Source organism: Janthinobacterium darwini, from assembly GCF_051380905.1.
Lineage (GTDB): Bacteria > Pseudomonadota > Gammaproteobacteria > Burkholderiales > Burkholderiaceae_D > Janthinobacterium.
Genome location: NZ_JBNYXX010000001.1, coordinates 1267479 through 1287281, shown reverse-complemented (window position 1 = coordinate 1287281; position 19803 = coordinate 1267479). Strand labels below are relative to the sequence as shown.

15 protein-coding genes are annotated in these 19803 nt (G+C 60.5%); 8 read left to right on the top strand and 7 right to left on the bottom strand.

The window, feature by feature from the left end:
• Positions 1–133: 133 nt before the first annotated feature.
• The 3 genes from ACQ4WZ_RS05900 to alaC all read right to left on the bottom strand — a co-directional run bounded on the left by ACQ4WZ_RS05900 (position 134) and on the right by alaC (position 4746).
• A complete protein-coding gene (locus ACQ4WZ_RS05900; protein WP_436572794.1) occupies positions 134–628 on the bottom strand; it encodes a hypothetical protein in 495 nt (164 codons plus the stop codon).
• A gap of 246 nt (positions 629–874) precedes the next feature.
• Positions 875–3163 (bottom strand): 5-methyltetrahydropteroyltriglutamate--homocysteine S-methyltransferase, encoded by a 2289-nt coding sequence (gene metE, locus ACQ4WZ_RS05895; RefSeq protein ID WP_436572793.1) that lies wholly within the window; start codon positions 3161–3163, stop codon positions 875–877.
• Positions 3164–3528: 365 nt separating this feature from the next.
• Positions 3529–4746 carry an alanine transaminase gene (gene alaC, locus ACQ4WZ_RS05890; protein WP_101481777.1) on the bottom strand — a complete coding sequence of 406 codons (1218 nt, stop codon included), beginning with the start codon at positions 4744–4746 and terminating at the stop codon, positions 3529–3531.
• Between the two features lie 342 nt (positions 4747–5088).
• Between alaC and ACQ4WZ_RS05885 the strand changes: the two genes are divergently transcribed.
• Positions 5089–5742 carry a pentapeptide repeat-containing protein gene (locus tag ACQ4WZ_RS05885; RefSeq protein WP_101481778.1) on the top strand — a complete coding sequence of 218 codons (654 nt, stop codon included), beginning with the start codon at positions 5089–5091 and terminating at the stop codon, positions 5740–5742.
• Between the two features lie 249 nt (positions 5743–5991).
• Positions 5992–7032 carry a hypothetical protein gene (locus tag ACQ4WZ_RS05880; RefSeq protein WP_436572792.1) on the top strand — a complete coding sequence of 347 codons (1041 nt, stop codon included), beginning with the start codon at positions 5992–5994 and terminating at the stop codon, positions 7030–7032.
• 159 nt (positions 7033–7191) lie between these two features.
• Here the strand turns inward: ACQ4WZ_RS05880 and ACQ4WZ_RS05875 are convergent, their stop codons facing one another.
• On the bottom strand, positions 7192–8406 hold the full coding sequence (locus tag ACQ4WZ_RS05875) for an MFS transporter (RefSeq protein ID WP_133990656.1): 1215 nt from the start codon (positions 8404–8406) through the stop codon (positions 7192–7194).
• Positions 8407–8526: 120 nt separating this feature from the next.
• On the opposite strand from ACQ4WZ_RS05875, the gene ACQ4WZ_RS05870 reads away from it, so the two are divergent.
• Positions 8527–9453 (top strand): LysR family transcriptional regulator, encoded by a 927-nt coding sequence (locus ACQ4WZ_RS05870; protein WP_101481780.1) that lies wholly within the window; start codon positions 8527–8529, stop codon positions 9451–9453.
• A gap of 199 nt (positions 9454–9652) precedes the next feature.
• Here ACQ4WZ_RS05870 and ACQ4WZ_RS05865 read toward each other — a convergent pair whose 3' ends face one another.
• Positions 9653–11920, bottom strand: a complete 2268-nt coding sequence (locus ACQ4WZ_RS05865; RefSeq protein WP_436572791.1) for a carboxy terminal-processing peptidase — start codon at positions 11918–11920, stop codon at positions 9653–9655.
• A gap of 519 nt (positions 11921–12439) precedes the next feature.
• Here ACQ4WZ_RS05865 and ACQ4WZ_RS05860 point away from each other — a divergent pair.
• A complete protein-coding gene (locus tag ACQ4WZ_RS05860) occupies positions 12440–14410 on the top strand; it encodes a methyl-accepting chemotaxis protein (RefSeq protein ID WP_436572790.1) in 1971 nt (656 codons plus the stop codon).
• Between the two features lie 51 nt (positions 14411–14461).
• Positions 14462–14734, top strand: a complete 273-nt coding sequence (locus ACQ4WZ_RS05855) for a putative signal transducing protein (RefSeq protein ID WP_436572789.1) — start codon at positions 14462–14464, stop codon at positions 14732–14734.
• Between the two features lie 2 nt (positions 14735–14736).
• Here ACQ4WZ_RS05855 and ACQ4WZ_RS05850 read toward each other — a convergent pair whose 3' ends face one another.
• Positions 14737–15285: a thymidine kinase gene (locus tag ACQ4WZ_RS05850; RefSeq protein WP_034778598.1), complete on the bottom strand. Its 549-nt coding sequence runs from the start codon at positions 15283–15285 to the stop codon at positions 14737–14739.
• Between the two features lie 291 nt (positions 15286–15576).
• On the opposite strand from ACQ4WZ_RS05850, the gene ACQ4WZ_RS05845 reads away from it, so the two are divergent.
• Positions 15577–16974 (top strand): pyridoxal-phosphate dependent enzyme, encoded by a 1398-nt coding sequence (locus ACQ4WZ_RS05845; RefSeq protein ID WP_436572788.1) that lies wholly within the window; start codon positions 15577–15579, stop codon positions 16972–16974.
• Positions 16971–18152 (top strand): trans-sulfuration enzyme family protein, encoded by a 1182-nt coding sequence (locus ACQ4WZ_RS05840; protein WP_436572787.1) that lies wholly within the window; start codon positions 16971–16973, stop codon positions 18150–18152. The genes ACQ4WZ_RS05845 and ACQ4WZ_RS05840 overlap by 4 nt, the downstream gene beginning before the upstream one ends.
• A gap of 218 nt (positions 18153–18370) precedes the next feature.
• On the opposite strand, the gene ACQ4WZ_RS05835 is transcribed toward ACQ4WZ_RS05840, so the two are convergent.
• The gene (locus ACQ4WZ_RS05835) at positions 18371–19207 is read right to left on the bottom strand and encodes a hypothetical protein (RefSeq protein WP_436572786.1); all 837 of its coding nucleotides are present in this window, start codon (positions 19205–19207) and stop codon (positions 18371–18373) included.
• Between the two features lie 112 nt (positions 19208–19319).
• On the opposite strand from ACQ4WZ_RS05835, the gene ACQ4WZ_RS05830 reads away from it, so the two are divergent.
• A complete protein-coding gene (locus ACQ4WZ_RS05830; protein WP_101481786.1) occupies positions 19320–19766 on the top strand; it encodes a DUF2939 domain-containing protein in 447 nt (148 codons plus the stop codon).
• The last annotated feature ends 37 nt before the right edge of the window (positions 19767–19803 follow it).

Here is a 19803-nt window from a genome sequence, read left to right as displayed (position 1 = left end):
AAGCCCGCTGCGGGAGCGGGCTGAATCTAATTCCTGTGAGGAAGTAGAGGAGACAGGTGCAACGATGCCGCGTTGCAACATAACAATCCAATTGCATGTTGTGATGATAGAAATATGCTTTATCAATATCTCGTCAGACCGTTCCAAAAATGATCAGTGTTCGATCAGTTCTTTGTAGGCGAGTGACCAGCACCCGGGCGCGCTCTAGAGGTACGCAAGTCTTCAGCGCAAACCCCTTCGGCACTGTCACGGCATCCAGCTTGAGCATCGACGGTTCGTTGATGACATCGAAGCCGTTGCGCTTGAAAGTCAGTTGTTCGATGCTGTCGTTGCCGGCTGGAGCGGGCTTGACGACGATGAGTGACCAGTGGCCTTCATCACCCACAAATTGTTTTTGCGCCAGGAATGCGTTGACGCTCTCCGCGAGAGGCTCCGAGCTGGGCAGCTGGCTCTGGTACATGGTCAGCGGACATAGCAGCGTCCCGGCCGGCCAGGCCATATCGGGCAGCGCTGCGACCGCGTCCGGTCGCAATTGGGCCAAATGGCGATCAAGCGGATGCCACTCCTCCGAGCAGGCCCCGAGCGCCATCAACGCGAGCATGCCGGCGGCGCGAAACACAGCCTTCATCCGCTTGCCTCCTTTTGGATGCTTGGTTTACGTAAGGGCATATTAAGCGACGAAGCTGTGATAGCCAGCGCAATAAGGCGCAACGGGCAAAAAAAAAGCCCGCTGCGGGAGCGGGCTGAATCTAATTCCTGTGAGGAAGTAGAGGAGACAGGTGCAATGATGCCGCGTTGCAGCATAACAATCCAATTGTATGTTGTGATGATAGAAATAGCTATTCCCTATATCTGCCCTCTCCCCCTGCCTTCCTCAGGCGACGTTGTCGCCGCGCAAGGTTTTTGCCGCCGCCACCATGTTCGCCAGCGCGGGAATGACTTCTTTCCAGCCGCGCGTCTTCAGGCCGCAATCGGGGTTGACCCACAGGCGATGCGCGGGGATGCGTTCGGCCGCCTTGCGCATCAGCTTGACCATCTGTTCCTGGCTCGGAATGTTGGGCGAGTGAATGTCGTAGACGCCAGGGCCGATTTCGTTCGGATACTTGAAATCATCGAAGGCGTCGAGCAATTCCATGTCGGAGCGTGAGGTTTCTATCGTGATGACGTCCGCATCCATGTCGGCGATTTGCGCGATGATGTCGTTGAATTCCGAATAGCACATGTGCGTGTGGATTTGCGTTTCGTCAGCCACGCCATTGGCCGTGATGCGGAACGATTCCACGGCCCAGCGCAGGTACTCGGCCCACTGCGATTTACGCAGCGGCAAGCCTTCACGCAGTGCCGCCTCGTCGATCTGGATCACGCGGATCCCGGCCTGTTCCAGGTCCTGCACTTCGGCGCGGATGGCCAGCGCCAGCTGGTAGCACGATACGGAACGGGGTTGGTCGTCGCGCACGAAAGACCAGTTCAGGATGGTGACAGGCCCCGTCAGCATGCCTTTCATCGGTTTGTCCGTCAGCGACTGGGCGTAGGTGCTCCACTCGACCGTCATCGCACGGGGGCGGCTGATGTCACCGAACAAGATGGGCGGTTTCACGCAGCGCGAACCGTACGATTGCACCCAGCCGAACTGGCTGAAGGCGTAGCCGTCGAGTTGTTCGCCGAAATACTCGACCATGTCATTGCGTTCCGCTTCGCCGTGCACGAACACGTCCAGGCCCAGGGTTTCCTGTTCCCTCACGCAATGGGCGATTTCCGCCTGCATCCGTTTTTTGTAGCTGGCGTCGTCCAGCTGGCCGCTGAGGAACTGGCTACGCGCCTGGCGGATTTCCGCCGTCTGCGGGAAGGAACCGATGGTTGTCGTCGGATACAGCGGCAGTTGCAGCAACGCGCCTTGCTTGGCGGCACGCACGGCATAGTCGCTGGCGCGCTGGCCCAAGGTCGAATCGATGCAGGCAACCGCCGCTTTCACCTCCGGATTGTGCACGCGGCTCGACTGGCGACGCGCTTGCACGGCCGCATGGTTGGCATCCAGCGCCGCTTGCACAAAGGCGCGGCCATGGTTCAGTGCGCCGGCGATGGTGTGCACTTCATCGAGCTTTTGGCGGGCAAAGGCCAGCCAGGAACGGATATCGGCATCAAGCTTTTGCTCACTGTTCAGGTCGACGGGCACGTGCAGCAGCGAGCACGACGGGGCGATCCACAGGCGCGACTGCAGGCTGCGGTGCACGGGTTCCAGCCATGCCAGCACTGCGTTCAAGTCCGTCTTCCAGATATTGCGGCCGTTCACCACGCCCAGGGACAGCACGCTGGTGGCGGGCAATTGGGCGATGACTTGCTCGACTTCATCGCGGGCGCTGATGGCGTCAAGGTGCAAGCCTTGGACCGGCAATTTGCACGCCAGTTCCAGATTCTCTTGCAGCTTGCCAAAATACGTGGCCAGCAGCAGTTTGACGTGATTGACCTTGCTCAAAGCGTCATAGGCCGTGACCAGCGCCTGCTGCCAGGCGCTGTCGAGTTCCGTGACGAGTATCGGTTCGTCGATCTGCACCCATTCCACGCCTTGGGCGGCCAATTCCTGCAGCAGTTGCACGTAGACGGGCAGCAAGCCTTGCAGCAGCGCCAGTTTGTCGGAGTCATCCTTGGCCTTGCCCAGCCACAGGTAGGTAACGGGGCCGATCAGCACGGGCTTGGCTTTCACACCCAGCTGGCGCGCCTGCGCCAGTTGCAGCAGCAGGCGGCTGCTGTCGAGCTTGAATTGCGTGTCGGCAGCGAATTCCGGCACGATGTAGTGATAATTCGTGTCGAACCATTTCGTCATTTCACCGGCATGCACACAACTGCAATCGCTGTCGCTGGCCGAGCGGCCACGGGCCACGCGGAAATAATTATCGATCGCCGCACCGCCCAGATTGCGCACGCGCTGTGGCAAGTTCCCCAGGGTAAAGCTCAGGTCCAGCACTTGGTCATAGAAGGAAAAGTCACCGACGGGCGCCAGGTCCAGCGCGCTCTGGTCTTGCCAGTGGCGCTGGCGCAATGCGGCGCCATGGCCTTCCAGCGCTTCCAGGCTGCTTTGGCCCTTCCAGTAATCTTCCAGGGCGAATTTCAATTCGCGTTTGGCGCCGATGCGCGGGTAGCCCAAATTATGTGTCGTGACGGTCATGGTGGTAATGCCTCCTCGTGAAGTATGGAGACATCATAAAGGCTTCTATCCATGAAAAATAATGGTAAAACTTCATGCATTCATGATTGATATTCATGTGAACTCATGCTCGAACGCATTCACCTGGCCGTGCTGCGCGAAGTCGACCGCCTCGTTCGCCGAGCGTGCCGGCCGGTACCAAGGCCAAGACGACAGGCAAAAAAAAGCCCGCTGCGGGAGCGGGCTGAATCTATTTCCTTGGAGGAAGATAGAGGAGACAGATGCATGATGCCGCGTTGCAGCATATAAAACCACTTTATATTCGTGATGTCAGAAATACGCAGCAGTGATATTAGGGGCAACACATCATTCTATGCGGCAACTTTTTACGCTGCTGTTTCCGTTTTCCCGTCGCCGGAACGCAACATATTCTTGATGCCGCGTAATGCTTGCCGCACCCTGGCTTCGTTTTCGATCAGGGCGAAGCGCACGTATTCGTCGCCGTATTCGCCGAAACCGATACCGGGCGAGACGCTCACCTTGGCTTTTTGCAGCAGCAGCTTGGCAAACTCGAGCGAACCCAGGTGGCGGTAAGCTTCCGGGATATGCGCCCAGATATACATCGAGGCCTTCGGCTTTTCTACCATCCAGCCCGCTTCATGCAAGCCTTTCACCAGCACGTCGCGGCGACGCTGGTACTGGGCGCAAATTTCCGTCACGCAGCTTTGATCGCCTTCCAGTGCGGCGATCGCCGCCACCTGCACGGGCGTAAAACTGCCGTAGTCGTGATAGCTCTTGATGCGCGCCAGGGCCGACACCAGTTCCGCGTTGCCCACCATGAAACCGATGCGCCAGCCCGCCATGTTGTAGCTTTTCGACATGGTAAAAAACTCCACTGCCACGTCGCGCGCACCGGGCACCTGCATGATGGATGGCGCCTTCCAGCCATCAAAAGTGATATCGGCATAGGCCAGGTCATGCACTACCAAAATATTGTGCTGCTTCGCCAGCGCGACGACCCGTTCAAAGAATTCCAGCTCCACGCATTGCGCGGTGGGGTTGGACGGGAAGCCCAGCACCATCATCTTCGGTTTCGGGTAGCTTTCGCGGATGGCCCGTTCCAGTTCGGCAAAGAAATCCACGCCAGGGCCCATGCGCACGGAACGGATGTCGGCGCCTGCGATCACGGCGCCCCAGATGTGGATGGGGTAACTGGGATTGGGCACCAGCACCGTGTCGCCACGGTCGAGTGTCGCCAGCATCAAATGGGCCAGGCCCTCTTTCGAGCCGATGGTGACGATGGCTTCGCTGTCCGGGTCGATATCGACCTCGTAACGCTTTTTGTACCAATGTGCAATCGCGCGGCGCAGGCGCGGGATGCCCTTGGAGGCGGAATAGCCGTGCGTGTCGGGGCGTTTCACCGTTTCGACCAGCTTGTCCACGATGTGGGCCGGCGTGGCGCCATCGGGATTGCCCATCGACATGTCGATGATGTCCTCGCCACGGCGGCGTGCGGCCATCTTGAGCTCGGCAGTGATATTGAAAACGTAAGGGGGAAGACGATTGATGCGCGAAAAGCTGCGCGGAGCTTGGCTGTCGGTCATGATATCTCTATACGTAAGCGCCCGGATCCGTCCGAGCGACGTTGGCGCAATGGGTGCGCCTGCAACGATACTAACCCGGTTTATCCAGCACTGGCAAGGGTGCTGCAGAGCCGTTACAATGCAGGCAGATCGAAAATGAGCGCACCGGTTGGTAACCCGGTAAGTGCCTGGCGCAGTCCAGCATGCTCCCGCCCACGCGGACCCACGGCGCTGACCCTTGGCTGTTACACCAGCCGGGGAGGTGTTCTGGTTCGTGCATGTTTTTCGCCGCGCCATCCCTCCCCTGCTTTTTTTACTTTAGGAATGAGACGGATGGCAACACACGACACTGCAGCAAGCAGCATGACCCTGGATCGCGCCGGCATCGAGCAGCAACTGGCGCAATCCGTGCACCATTTCATCGATTGCACCTTCGATGGCGAAGACTTGTCGCGCCTCGATCTGCAGGGCTGCACCTTCGAGCGCTGCACCTTTGCCGAAACCAGCTTGTTCGCCAGCAAACTGGCGCGCAGCACCTGGCGCCGCTGCCGCGCAGGCAGCGCCGATTTCGAGTCCGTAGACGCCGTCGATGCCACGTTCGAAGGCTGCGACCTGAACAACACAAAATGGCGGCGCGCCAAGCTGGCCTCGGTCACGTTCCGGGGCTGCAAGCTGACGGGCGCCTCGTTCGAGGAAGTGGCCCACCTGGGCCTCACCTTCGAAGACAGCCTGCTGGTGGGCGCCGACTTGCGCGGCTTCTCCTTCCGCAAGGCCATCTTGAAACAACTGGACTTTTCCGATGCCTACCTGGCAGGCTGCGACTTCCGCGACGCCGTCTTCGAAGGGGGCAGCTTGCGCAATGCCACCATCAAACTGGCGAAGTTCCAGGGCGCCGACTTGCGCGGCGCCGACATCGACGGTTTCAAGCTGAGCGAAGCGTCCTTGCTGAAAGGCGCCGTCATCACGCATGCGCAGGCAGCCAACTTCATGCGCGCGCTCGATCTGGTGGTGATTTAAGCCTTGCCCCACAACCGCCATTGACAGCAAGCTTGCGGTAAGAGCGGGTTGCCGCAACTAAGGGTTCTGGGCTGGTGGCATTGCTTGTTCCATGTCCATCGCCCACTCTGCGTCGCTCGCCAGAGGGTTTTCGGACCCACGCAATTTCTCACGCCACGCCATTCAGCCCAGTCCATGCCAAATAATGCGTGCTATATTCCGCACGCAGGTTTCCATTTAAGCATCCTTCGACGATAGTGCCAAATTATAATGATGAAGATAATAAAAATAATCTTATTCATACTGCTGTGCATCCTGACATCCATCACCATTCCGCCAGCGGGAATAATTTTTAGCTATATGGCGCTGCGTGAAAACAAGGAGAGCATCAGAAGATTTATCGTCAAGATATCTCCCGACACCGAAAAAATCATCCCGGCGCTGATCGAAAGATATAACGATCCCAAAACCATTATTTCACTTGTTATTTTTTCCATTGCCACGATAGGCGGCCTGATCCTCCTGGTCTCGCACCTACATATCCAGGAAACAGATGATTATGTAAATTACATCCTCGAACAGGTGGCGCTGACAGGCATTCTCGTCGTTGGCGTGTCAGGCATTGCATGGGTACTATTTTCGCTGAATTCCGTTTTTGCGAGCCTGCTGGCAAAAGTAGGGGTTTCCCTGGTGGTGTCTGCTTGCGTGATTTTTTCGCGCCTGAGCGCAGTCGATTTTTTTGCGGCCAATTTTCCATTTCCGCCGTCCTACCTGCCCTTTTCTTTTGGCCTCGCCACCCTGATATTTGCCTTCTCGTTCAGCGCCTTTGCCTATGCTGTGCTGGCTATCATATTCGAGGTCATTTTCCTGTTGTTCTTGTTTATTTTCGATTTCAAGACCAATAAAAAAACCACTTACTTCCTCTTTGCAATCTCTATTGCTGGCTTTATCGGAAGTTATTCGGCGGCCCAGGCCATGATCCAGGGCATCTCAAACAAGGGGCCACTTTTCATGATCAAGGCCGCTGAACGCTATGACTTCACTACCAATCATATGTGCCAGGTGCAGGACGGTGAAACCGTTCTCTTTATCGAAAATGTCGCGGATCGCGCGATTGCAGCGACTTTTCCGCCGCCCCCACAAGGCGGAAAAATTTCCCCTCGAAATATCTCTGATGCCATACTAAAAACTTATCTTCCGAAAAATTTTCGCACCGTTCATTGCAACCCGCTATCGGAACCCCGCAAGGAAGCGGGTTGGTGCGGCAATTCCTATGGCTTTTGCGATGCTGATCGCATTCCGCACAAGTAAAAACACAAAAAAAAAGCCCGCTGCGGGAGCGGGCTGAATCTATTTCCTTGGAGGAGATAGAGGAGACAAGTGCATCTTGCGGCATTGCGGCATATCACGCCACTTTATATTCATGATGATAGAAATACCTGTCAGTGATAATGGGGCTGCATCAGCGCTTCAAGCCGTACGGCGCGTGGCCAGCGGCAAAAATTCTGCCAGCCACACCAGCAAGGCCAGGCCCGGAAACGCCATGCCGGTCAGCAAGGTCGCTGGCCAGCCATAGCTGGCGTACACCCAGGCGCCGATGGCCGAACCGGCCGCGCCACCGGCAAAGAACAGCGCGAAATACAGGCCGTTCAGACGGCCCCGCACTTCCGCGCCCAGGCTGAAGATGGCGCGCTGGCCCAGCACCAGATTCGCCGCCACACCCATGTCGAGCACGATGGAAGCGATGACCAGCAAAGCCAGCGCCACATGTTTTGATTCCGGTGCCAGCATCGGCAAGGCAAAGGCGACGATGCCCAGCACCAGTGCAGCGGCCGTGGCCGGCAAGGTATGGCCCGCATCGGCCAGGCGGCCGGCGATGGGCGAGGCAACGGCGCCTGCCATGCCCACCAGGGCAAAGATGGCGATGCCCGTTTGCGTCAGGCCGAACGCGGGGCTGGCCAGCACCAGCGGCGTGACGGTCCAGAACAGGCTGAAGGCGCCGAACAGGCCGGCATGATAGGCGGCGCGGCGGCGCAGCACGGGCGTGCCCAGCAGCAAATGCCACAGCGAAGCCATCAAGGCCGGATAGCGCATGTTCGAGACAGGCTGGCGCACGGGCAAGGCGCGGCGCAGGACTGCTGCCAGGGCCAGCATCAGTACGGCGGCGCCGCCGAACACCACGTGCCAGCTCGCATGGGCCGCCACCAGCGAGGCCACGGGTCGGGCCAGCATGATACCCAGCAACAAGCCGCTGACGACCTTGCCCACGGTTTGTCCCCGCGTCGCTTCCTGCGACAGGTGAGCGGCAAACGGTACGATCACTTGCGCCGCAACGGAACCGAGGCCAATGGCCAGCGCGGCAGCCAGGAATACCACGGCGCCTGTGGAGAGGGCCGCCACCACCAGGGCCGTGGCCGTCACCAGTAAGGCGGTGATGATCAGGCGGCGGTTTTCCAGCAAGTCGCCCAGGGGCACGACAAACAAAAGTCCTAGCGTATAGCCCACTTGCGTCAGGGTGACGATCAGCCCGGCCGCCTTGGCAGACAGGCCCGTCGAGGCGCTGATGGGCCCGACGAGGGTTTGCGCGTAATACAGATTGGCCACGATCAGGCCGGAAGCGATGGCCAGCAGCAGCACCATGGCCGGCGCAATGTCGTGGGGAGCAGAAGATGAGGCCTTGTTCATGTTGTTTCCTCGGTTCGATAGGGATGTCGCCATTCTAGGCAAAACCGGGCCTCAGATAATTAGGGCATAATCCACTTACACCTTTCACATAAGATGAACAATTAAAACGAAAGCTATCCCTTGGACAAGATCAAGGCCATGCAGACCTTCGTGCGCATCGTCGAAGCCAACAGTTTTTCCAAGGCGGCCGAGACCTTGAATTTGCCGCGCGCCGCGCTGACGGCCACCCTGCAAAAGCTGGAAGCCTACCTGGGCACACAATTGCTGCAGCGGACCACGCGCCGTTTGTCCCTGACGCCGGAAGGCGCCGAGTACTTTCACCACTGCATCGACATCCTGAAGGCCGTCGACATGGCGGAACTGGCATTCCGCGGCCCAGACGCGAAAAAACCGCGCGGCTTGCTGCGCATCAACCTCCCCAGTACGGTGGGTCGCCGTCTCGTCATACCGCATATCGCGCAATTCCACGCTGCCTATCCGGACGTGCAATTGCAGCTGAGCCTGACGGACCGCCTGGTCGACCTGACGCAGGAAGGCATCGATTGCGCCTTGCGCGTGGGCACCTTGCAAGATTCCGCCTTCATCGGCAAACAGGTCGGCCTGATGCGCTTCGTCACGTGCGCCGCACCCGCCTACCTGGCACGGCACGGCACGCCGCAGACCCTGGCCGACCTGGCCGCGCATCAGGGCATCATGCATTACTCGGGCCGCACGGGTCGCGCCTTCGACTGGGATTTTTTTCAGGGAAATGAAGTGCAGCGCGTGCAGATGGCCGGCCCCATCGCCGTCAACGATGCCGACGCCAGCGTTGCCTGCGCCTTGCAGGGGCTGGGACTGGCGCAGGCCGCCGTATATCAGGTGCGCGAACACCTCGACAGCGGCGCGCTGGTCGCCGTGCTGGCCGACCACCCGCCGACGCCCATGCCCATGTCGCTACTGACGCCGCAAGGGCGGCTGGCCACGCCCAAGCTGCAGGCGTTTGCCAGCTGGATCACGGCCCTGCTGGGTGCCCAGCCCGACGTGCAACTGCCCACGCACAAAATCTGAGGCAAAAAAAAGCCCGCTACGAGAGCGGGCTGAATCTATTTTCTTGGAGGAGAATAGAGGAGACAAATGAATTATGCTGCATCGCGGCATATTGATCCAATTGATTGTTGGAATGATAGAAATACGCCAAACGGATAACTGATCGGGGCAAAAAAAAACCGGCGCCGCAAGGAGCCGGTTCTTCACGCCACAACAAGCCTTACTTCGCTGCCGTCACCGGCGTCGCCTTGGTATCTGCGCCATACGGCAAGACCTTGGATGCCATGCGAGTATCGGCCTTGATCAGCGCCACTTCGTCGGCCAGGATGCGCGCCGCTTCGTTCAGCAGCACGTCCTTGGCGCTCTTGGCGGCCGTTTCGGCGTCCAGCTCGGCGCTCAGGGCCCGCTCGTCGCCCTGCAAGCCATCGTCGGTGCGCAAGGCGCCCTTCACGGCGGCGATCTGCTTGGCAGTCTTGCTGGCCGCTTTCGCACCCTTCAGCACGTCTTTCGGATCGGGAATCACCACCAGGTCGTCGGCAGGATTCGAAATCTGTGCGATCAGGCGTTTTTCACGGGCCTTGGCGCGCGCTTCCTGGGCATCGCGCTCCTTGCGGCGCACGGTTTCGTTGAGCGAAATCTGGTTTTCCTTGCGCTGCTTGACGACGAGGGCTATGTCATCGAGCAAGTACTGGAAATCCTTGTCCTTGGCCACGCGCGCTTCATGTTTCTTGTCCAGCAGCGGCACGATCTCCTTCAGGTCGCCCGTCGGCATGTAGGGCGCCGGCTTGATGGCCACCCAGGGCAGAGCATTGTCATAGCTCGATTCGCCGAAGTTCTCCGTGTCCGACATGGCTGGCAGCTTGATGTCGGGGGTGACGCCGCGCAACTGCGTGGTACCGCCATTGATGCGGAAGAACTGGGCGATGGTCATTTTCAGCTCGCCAAAGCGGGCTTTCTCGCTGCCACCGAAACGGTCGAGGTTGAACAGGGTCTGCACCGTACCCTTGCCGAAGCTGCCTTCGCCGATGATGACGCCACGGCCGTAATCTTGCACGGCGGCGGCGAAAATCTCGGAAGCGGAAGCCGAGCCGCGGTTGATCAGCACGCCCATCGGGCCATCCCAGGCCAGACCGGCATTGGTATCGCTTTCCACGTCGACCTTGCCTTCGGCATTGCGCTGCATCACGACCGGGCCCTTGTCGATGAACAGGCCCGTCAGTTCGACGGCTTCGTTCAGCGAACCGCCGCCGTTGTTGCGCAAGTCGATCAGCACGTTGTCGACCTTATCCTTCTTCAACTCGACCAGCAAACGGCTGACGTCGCGCGTGGCGCTTTTAAAGTCTTTGTCGCCACGGCGGCGCGCTTCGAAATCCTGGTAGAACGTCGGCAGGGAAATCACGCCGATGCGGCGCTTGACGCCGTTTTCCCGCACTTCGATGACCGATTTCTTCGCCGCCTGCTCTTCCATGCTGATTTTCTTGCGCACCAGCGGCAAGACCACGTGCTTGGCGTCCGGGCCGGCGTCGGCCGGCAGGATGTCGAGGCGCACCACGGAATCCTTGGCGCCGCGGATCAGCTGCACCACGTCATCGATGCGCATGCCCAGCACTTCCGTAATGGGGCCGCTTTCGCCCTGCCCCACGCCGACGATGCGGTCGCCCACTTTCAGCTTGCCCGACAATCCCGCCGGGCTGCCCGGCACGACTTCGCGCACCACCGTGTATTCATCGCGCGTCTGCAGCACGGCGCCGATGCCTTCGAGCGACAGCCGCATGGCGATGTCGAAGTTATCCGAGGCGCGCGGGCCCAGGTAATTGGTGTGCGGTTCGATCGACATGGCATACGCGTTCATGAAGATCTGGAACACGTCTTCGCTGTTGAGCTTGCGCGAACGGGTCGTGTAGCTTTCATAGCGCTTGTCCAGCGTCTCGCGGATGGCCTTGTCTTCCTTGCCCGCCAGTTTCAGGCGCAGCCAGTCGTTCTTGACGCGCTTGCGCCACAGGTCGCGCACTTCCTCGTCGTTCTTCGGCCAGGCGGCCTTTTCGCGGTCCAGCTGGTAGCTCTCGTCGGCGGCGAAGTCAAACTTGGTTTTGAGCAATTCACGCGCATACGCCATGCGCTCGTCGAAACGCTGCTGGTAAAGGTTGTAGATGGCAAATGGCGCCGTCAGGTCTTCATTGATGATGGCGTCATCGAGCTTGGTGCGCAAGGGCGCGAAGCGGTCAACATCGGCCTGCACGAAAAACAGTTTTTCCGCGTCCAGGGACTTGAAATAGCGGTCGAAGATTTTCTCCGACATGGCGTCGTCGAGCGGCATGGCCTTGTAATGGACGCGCGTCAATACGCGCGAAGCCCACAAGGCGGCCTGCGTTTGCTGGGCCAGTGGCTTCATGGTTAGCGGAGGAGCGGCGCTCTTGTCCGTCTGGGCTGCGCCAGCGTGGGCTGACAGGGCAAGCACCAGGGTGACCAGCATCATTTGCTTCTTCATCGGCTTCTCCGAAAATTAGTTAAATCAATTCCAGGCGGCGCAGCTATACATGCGCCAGCCAGCAAGACAGTAAGGGGAATACACGACTGGTCTGCATATTATTCTACAGGATACGGCCTGGCAGTCTCCCATGGAATATCAGTTTCTTCCCGGAAGCTTAAACGCGGATTAAAGGCGGCGTCTCATTCATTACAAAGTGAAACATTCGTGAGGAAATACTTCGCCCGGCAGTGCCGAATATCCAAATCCATAATACGAAACTCAAAAAGTCAATGGGAGACTTCATGAATCCTTGATGCAGATGATGTTTTTATGCGAAATAATGGTTCCTGCGGGAAACACTTAGTAACAAAAAGCAAGCGACATGCTATCATCTCGGCCTGAAATTTTGCATGCCTGTGCACGCTTTCCTAGCGGGCACGCCGCCGTTTCAAGCGTATTCCCCACCAGATCCCCTCCCCGCGTGTCATGTCATGACCAGGAATGGCCGAGCTGATTACCCTTTGCCAGACTCAAACTATGCCTACCAATTCGTTCTCCCTTCGTCACTTTAGTGTCGGGGGCAAGATTACCGCCTTCACGTTTGCGCTGGTCAGCCTGATCCTGGCCAGCCTGACTGCCCTGATGAGCAACCATACCTCGCGCGTGCTGGAACAGCGCGCCGAAGCGGCCGTCATCAGTGAGCTCAATAGCGTCATGACGACCACGGAAGTATTCCATACCGCCATGGTCAACGAAGCGGCCAGTTTCGCCCGCCTGTTCGCGGCCGAATTCCCCGGCCCGTTCACGGTCGACACAGGCGCCATGGTGGCCGTGGCCGGCAAGGCCACGCCGGCCCTGGCCAACGGCGGCAAGGTGCTCAACCTCGACACGGCCATGGTCGACCGCTACACGGCGCAAACGGGCGTGATCGCCACCATCTTTGCCGCCAATGGCGATGAATTCGTGCGCATCAGCACCTCGCTGAAAAAACAGGATGGCGAACGGGCCATCGGCACCCAGCTCGACCACAACCACCCCAGCTATGCGCCGCTGCGCGCGGGCCAGCGCTTCGTCGGCATGGCCACCTTGTTTGGCAAGCAATACATCACCCAGTACGACCCCGTGCGCGATACAGGCGGCAAGGTGGTGGGCGTGCTGTTCATCGGCCTCGATATCAGCAAGAATCTGGCCATGCTGAAAGACAGGATTCGCCAGGTCAAGATTGGCCAGACGGGCTACATCTATATCGTCGACACGGCCCCCGGCGCTAACTACGGCCACCTGGTGCTGCACCCGAACAGCGAAGGCAAGAGCGCGCTCGATTTCAAGGCCAGCGATGGCCGCCTGTTCATCCAGGAAATGCTGGCGCAGCAAAATGGCGCCATGCGCTACACCTGGACGGCGCCAGGCGAAACGGGCGCCAGCGCGCGCGAAAAGCAGCTGTATTATCGTCAATTCAAGGATTGGCAATGGATCATCGCAGGTGGCACGTTCACGGACGAGATCACGCTGGAGGCGCGACAGCTGCGCAACCAGCTGGCCATTTCCGGCTTCGTCGCGCTGCTCGTCTTCGTCCTGCTGCTGTACTGGCTGGTGCGCGCCCTCGTGTCGCGCCCGCTGGCCGCCGCCGAAACGGCCGCCGCGCAAATTGCCGCCGGCGACCTGACCGTCCACCTCGAGACGACCAGCCACGACGAAATCGGCCGCCTGCTGCTCGCCATGAACCGCATCAGCGACAAGCTGTCGCAAGTGGTCAGCAACGTGCGCGGCAGCGCCGGGCAAATCGCCACGGCGTCCGGTGAAATCGCCAGCGGCAACCTGGATTTGTCGAGCCGCACGGAACAGCAAGCCAGCTCGCTGGAAGAAACGGCCGCCTCGATGGAAGAACTCAGTTCCACCGTGCGGCAGAACGTTGATCACGCACAGCAAGCGAGCAAGCTGGCACGCGACTCGTCGACGCTGGCAGCCGAAGGCGGCGCGGCCGTGGCGCAAGTGGCCAGCACTATGGATGCCATCCGCAGCTCATCGGGCAAGATCGCCGACATCATCGGCGTGATCGACGGCATCGCCTTCCAGACGAATATCCTGGCCTTGAACGCGGCAGTGGAAGCGGCCCGTGCGGGCGAGCAGGGACGCGGCTTTGCCGTCGTCGCCACCGAGGTTCGCACCCTGGCGCAGCGCTCGACGGCCGCAGCGAAAGACATCAAGGATTTGATCCAGGCGTCCGCCGGCACAGTGGACCTGGGCCATGCGCAAGTGAGCCAGGCCAGCGCCACCATGGACACCGTGGTGGCCAGCGTGCAGCAAGTGAGCACCATCATGGCCGAAATCGCGCAGGCGAGCGAAGAACAGCGCAGCGGCATCGAGCAAGTCAACCAGGCCATCGCCCAGATGGATCAGGTGACCCAGCAGAACGCTGCCCTGGTGGAAGAAGCGGCAGCGGCCGCCGACGCCCTGCAGGAGCAGGCGCAGGATCTGAACCAGGTGGTGGGCGTGTTCAAGCTGTAAGCTCAAGCCTGGTGCTAAGATGGGGACGAACCCACCTTGCCAGGAGACGCGATGCACGACGACTACGTTTTAATAGCCCGGCTGATGATACCGACGGATGCGCACGTCATTCGCGCCTGCCTGGCAGCGGCCGGCATCGACGTGCTGCTGACGGACGACCAGCACATGCAGGCCGACATGCTGCTGGCGGCCGCCATTGGCGGCGCCCGCGTCATGGTGCGTGAACACGACGTGGCGCGCGCCAATGAAATACTGGCCGCCTTCGAGCGGGGCGATCTGGCCTTGTCAGATGATGCGGACGTGGGCGCGCCAGTCGCCGAATAAGCCTACGAGTAGAAACAGCGCCCGCATGCCTGGCGGTAACTCTCGTTGCCGCCAATACTGATCTGCTCGCCTTCCTTGATGCGGCGGCCCTGCTCATCCACGCGGATGTTCATCGTGGCCTTCTTGCCGCAGGTACAAATATTTTTCAATTCCTCGATATCGTCGGCCAGCGCCAGCAGATAGGCCGAGCCGGGAAATGGTTCGCCCTTGAAATCCGTGCGCAAGCCGTAGCAGATGACGGGCACGCCCTTCACTTGCGCCAGCTGGTGCAATTGTTGCACTTGTGCCGTGCTGAGAAATTGCGCTTCATCCACCAGCAGGCAAGCCACCTGGGGAATATCGTTGAGGAAATTCGTATCGGCATGGAAGATATCGACCTGGCGCTGCGGGCCCAGGCGCGAAGTGACACGGCCCACGCCGTAGCGGCTGTCGATGGCTGCCGTGTACAGGCGCACCTGCTGGCCCTGCTCTTCATAGTTATGCGCGACTTGCAACAAGGCTGTCGACTTGCCCGCGTTCATCGCGGAATACCGGAAATAAAGTTTTGCCACTGCCGCCTGCCCTGTTTGGTTGATTTTCAATACTATTTAGTATCTTTTCGAGGCGTGATTATAAATCGCAATGGTGAGCTTGCGGCAGCTTAATACGCGCGTCGCTGGCGCGGCAAGCGGGCGAAAAACGGCGCATACTCGAATCGCCCGCGCTGCAAGCGATATGCACAGGGCGCATATGCAAGCATGGAAACATTCGTTCGCCGCACTCGTCCACCCGCCTACACTGCGCGGCACGGAAGGCTGCTCGGGACACAATCCGGAGCGGCTGTTTCTCTGACAGGAGCCACCATGAATGATCGAATGCCATCCCCATCTCCATCCCAGCCGCCAGCGCTATACAAGCTGATCGGCAATACCCCGCTGGTCGAAGTGACCAGGCTCGATACGGGCCTGTGCCAGCTGTTCCTGAAACTGGAATCGCAAAATCCCGGCGGTTCCATCAAGGATCGCATCGGCCTGTCCATCATCGAAGCGGCCGAAGCCGACGGCCGCTTGCAGCCGGGCGGCACCATCATCGAGGCCACCGCCGGTAACACGGGCATCGGCCTGGCGCTGGTGGGCCGCATCAAGGGCTACCGCGTGATTCTCGTCGTGCCAGACAAGATGTCGACGGAAAAAGTGCTGCACTTGAAAGCCCTGGGCGCGGAAGTGCACACCACGCGCTCGGACGTGGGCAAGGGCCATCCCGAGTACTACCAGGATTACGCGGCGCGCCTGGCGCGCGAACTACCGGGCGCCTTCTTCGCCGACCAGTTCAACAATCCCGCCAATCCGCTGGCCCACGAAACGACGACGGCCCCCGAAATCTGGGAGCAAAGCGGGCACGACGTGGACGCCATCGTCGTCGGCGTGGGTTCGTCCGGCACCCTGACGGGCCTGACGCGCTACTTCCGCAAGGCGCAGCCCAAGCTGGAATTCGTACTGGCCGACCCGCAAGGCTCCATCCTCACCGAATACATCGATACGGGCAAAGTGTCGGACACGAGCGGCTCGTGGGCCGTGGAAGGCATAGGCGAAGATTTTATTCCGTCCATCGCCGACATGGACAGCGTCACGAAAGCCTACACCATCACAGACCAGGAAAGCTTCGACAGCGCGCGCGCCCTCTTGCGCGCCGAAGGCATTTTAGGCGGCTCGTCGACGGGCACCCTGCTGGCCGCAGCGCTCAAGTACTGCCGCGAACAGACGAGCCCCAAGCGCGTCGTCACTTTTGTCTGCGACACGGGCACGCGCTACCTGTCAAAAGTCTACAACGATGGCTGGATGCGCGACCAGGGCTTATTGCAGCGGGCCGTGTCGGGCGACTTGCGCGACCTGATCGGGCGCCGCTACGACGAGGGCGACGTCGTCAGCGTGGCGCCGGGCGACACCCTGCTCACAGCCTTCAACCGCATGCGCGCCAGCGACCTGGCGCAGCTGCCCGTCATCGATAGCGGCCAGCTGGTCGGCATCCTCGACGAATCGGACTTGCTGCTGCACGTCTCCGGCGACGCCGCCCATTTCGCGTCGCTGGTGGGCGCCACCATGACGACGCAGATCGAAACGCTGGCCCCTTCAAGCGGCTTGCCCGCCCTGCGCGCCACCCTGGACCGGGGCTTGACGGCCGTCGTCGCCGACGCTGACGCCTTCTATGGCCTGATCACCCGCTTCGACCTTCTCAACCACTTACGCAGGACACTATCTTGAGCCAGAAAATTCCCCGCAAGAGCCACCTCGCCACCCGCGTCATCCACGCCGGCCAGTCGCCCGACCCGTCGACGGGCGCCATCATGCCGCCCATTTACGCCACCTCCACCTTCGTGCAGGAGAGCCCCGGCGTGCACAAGGGATTGGACTACGGCCGCTCGCACAATCCCACGCGCTGGGCGCTCGAGCGCTGCGTGGCCGACCTGGAAGGCGGCAGCGCGGCCTTCGCGTTTGCCTCGGGCCTGGCCGCCATCTCGTCCGTGCTGGAATTGCTGGACGCGGGCAGCCACATCGTCGCCGGCGACGATATGTACGGCGGCACCTACCGCTTGTTCGAGCGCGTGCGCCGCCGCTCGGCCGGCCACCAATTTACCTATGTCGACCTGACGAATCCGGAAAACCTGCTGGCTGCGCTGCGTCCGGAAACAAAGATGGTGTGGGTCGAAACGCCCACCAACCCAATGCTGAAACTGGCCGACCTGCGCGCAATTGCCGACATCTGCCGCGCACGGGGCATCATCGCCGTGGCCGACAATACCTTCGCCAGCCCGCTGGTGCAGCGCCCGCTGGAACACGGCTTCGACATCGTCGTGCACTCGACCACCAAGTACTTGAACGGCCACTCGGACATCATCGGCGGCATCGCCATCGTCGGCGCAGAGGAACGCCAGGCGGAATGGCGCGAGCAGCTGGGTTTTCTGCAAAATTCGGTGGGCGCGATTGCCGGGCCGTTCGACAGCTTCCTCGCCTTGCGCGGCGTAAAAACCCTGGCCATCCGCATGCAGCGCCATTGCGAAAGCGCCCTGGCGCTGGCGCAGTGGCTGGAGCAGCAGAAAGAGGTAAAACACGTGTTTTATCCGGGCCTGGCCTCGCACCCGCAGCACGCGCTGGCGCAGCGCCAGATGGATGGTTTCGGCGGCATCATCTCCATCGACCTCGATACGGATTTAGCCGGTGCGCGGCGTTTCCTGGAGCATTGCGAGGTGTTCGCCCTGGCCGAGAGCCTGGGCGGCGTGGAAAGCCTGATCGAGCATCCGGCCCTGATGACGCACGCCAGCATCCCGGCCGAGCAGCGGGCCAGACTGGGCATAGGCGATGGCTTGATCCGGCTGTCGGTGGGGATTGAAGACCTGGAAGACCTGCGGCATGACTTGCGCACGGCGCTCGACGCGATTTGATCGGCCGGCTCCTGTTTTTCCAGGGTGGTAGCGGCGCTCCAGGTGCTGTTCCACCTGTTCCGGATAAACAGCACCTCCTTGAACTCTCCCCGCGCATGCATGGCCGCCTGGTCCTGGAAATGGGGTGAGCGCGGATCGCTGCTCTGGCCCTACGCGGCCAGCGCGCGCCACTTGCCCGAAGCGTAAGGCACGGGCGAACTGGCATGGTCAACTCCGCATCAGGACGCGTCGATCAAGGCCGCAATACGCTGCTCGAGTTCCACGTTTTGCGCCTGCAGCTGCACCACCTGCTGTTTCAGGCTGGCGATCTCGCCGCGCAGGCGCTCCGCTTCTGACGGTGTCTGGGCAGCGTTTTCCGCCCACGGCTCATTGCCCGTCTCCGGCGTATCTTGCGAGACGTGGACTTTCGGCTCGCGCGGCGTGCGCGTGGCGGCGCGCTGTTCGCGGATTTCCTTGGCCGCCTGGCGTAACAACTTCTTGCCGCCGGCGACGGCCGCCACCTGCTCTTCCGGCGGCAGGGATGCCACGGTGGCCGCCGCATTGATGGAGATCGTACCCGAACGGACCGCTTCCACCAGTTCCGGCGACGCCGCCTTCTGAATCTTTTCGATCTGGCTGATCTGGTTGCTGCTCAGGCGGGCGGCCTTGGCCACCTCTTCGCGCGTGCTCATGGGCGGCTTCGGCGCATTTTCGCCGTCCGGCGCATCCTGGGCGCTGACGGGAGCCGGGATGCGCGCGGCGACGATTTCCTTCTTGCGCAGGGCCAGCACGCCGCGCTGGAAGTCCGAGACGCTGCGCCGCGCCAGGTGGTTGTCGATCATCCACAGCATGACGTCGTCGAGCGAGGTAAAGCTGGCGTTCTGGATGGTCTTGAATTCGATGCCATGCTGGCGGCAGATGGCGTAGCGGTTATGCCCGTCGATCAGCACGTCGTTCCACAGCACCAGCGCGTCGCGGCAGCCTTCGGCCAGCAGGCTGCGCTCGAGCGCCGCGTATTCGCTGGCGGTGAGCGGGTCGATATACGACTGCAGCACCTGATTGATAGTGATATTCATGGTTGTCCTCAATATTGCGGCGCGATGGTCCGCGCCGGCACGAATGCTACACCATCCGCCTCCCCTGGCCGGGTAAAATCATGGCGGCACAGCTCAATCAAAAACACGGACCATGAAAAGAAAGTACGCCACCGCAATTATTTTTACCGTTGCCGCCATCGGCTTCACCTGGGTCAGCCCCTACATCGCCATGTACCGCATCAGCATCGCGGCGAAATCCGTGCGCCTGGAAAACCTGGCGCAGCAGGCGGACCTGCCCGCCGTGCGCGCCAGCGTGGCGCGCCAGTTGCGGGCGGCCGGCGACACGGCCAGCGAAGACGACTTCAAGGAAATGCTCGACACCATCGTCTCGCCGCCCGGCATCACGGTGCTGATCCTGCACGGCAAACAGGGGGCGGACGGCAAGCGCCACGACTTCGGCATGGCTTACCGCTCGTGGAACGAAGTGGTGTTGCGGCGCAGCGGCGCCGGCCCCGCCGCCAGCCAGTTTTTGCTGCGCCGCCACGGCATCTGGGACTGGAAACTGACGGATATTACCTTGCCGCCAGAATTACTCTGATGAAACTTGATCTAAAACAACACTTACTTAAACCGTC

Excerpts from the sequence above, each read along its gene's own strand:
- ACQ4WZ_RS05900 (WP_436572794.1), bottom strand. The coding sequence starts at position 628 with ATGAAGGCTGTGTTTCGCGCCGCCGGCATGCTCGCGTTGATGGCGCTC.
- ACQ4WZ_RS05885 (WP_101481778.1), top strand. The coding sequence starts at position 5,089 with ATGACCCTGGATCGCGCCGGCATCGAGCAGCAACTGGCGCAATCCGTG.
- ACQ4WZ_RS05830 (WP_101481786.1), top strand. The coding sequence starts at position 19,320 with ATGAAAAGAAAGTACGCCACCGCAATTATTTTTACCGTTGCCGCCATC.
- ACQ4WZ_RS05880 (WP_436572792.1), top strand. The coding sequence starts at position 5,992 with ATGATGAAGATAATAAAAATAATCTTATTCATACTGCTGTGCATCCTG.
- ACQ4WZ_RS05845 (WP_436572788.1), top strand. The coding sequence starts at position 15,577 with ATGAATGATCGAATGCCATCCCCATCTCCATCCCAGCCGCCAGCGCTA.
- ACQ4WZ_RS05835 (WP_436572786.1), bottom strand. The coding sequence starts at position 19,207 with ATGAATATCACTATCAATCAGGTGCTGCAGTCGTATATCGACCCGCTC.
- ACQ4WZ_RS05875 (WP_133990656.1), bottom strand. The coding sequence starts at position 8,406 with ATGAACAAGGCCTCATCTTCTGCTCCCCACGACATTGCGCCGGCCATG.
- ACQ4WZ_RS05860 (WP_436572790.1), top strand. The coding sequence starts at position 12,440 with ATGCCTACCAATTCGTTCTCCCTTCGTCACTTTAGTGTCGGGGGCAAG.
- ACQ4WZ_RS05865 (WP_436572791.1), bottom strand. The coding sequence starts at position 11,920 with ATGAAGAAGCAAATGATGCTGGTCACCCTGGTGCTTGCCCTGTCAGCC.
- alaC (WP_101481777.1), bottom strand. The coding sequence starts at position 4,746 with ATGACCGACAGCCAAGCTCCGCGCAGCTTTTCGCGCATCAATCGTCTT.
- ACQ4WZ_RS05855 (WP_436572789.1), top strand. The coding sequence starts at position 14,462 with ATGCACGACGACTACGTTTTAATAGCCCGGCTGATGATACCGACGGAT.
- metE (WP_436572793.1), bottom strand. The coding sequence starts at position 3,163 with ATGACCGTCACGACACATAATTTGGGCTACCCGCGCATCGGCGCCAAA.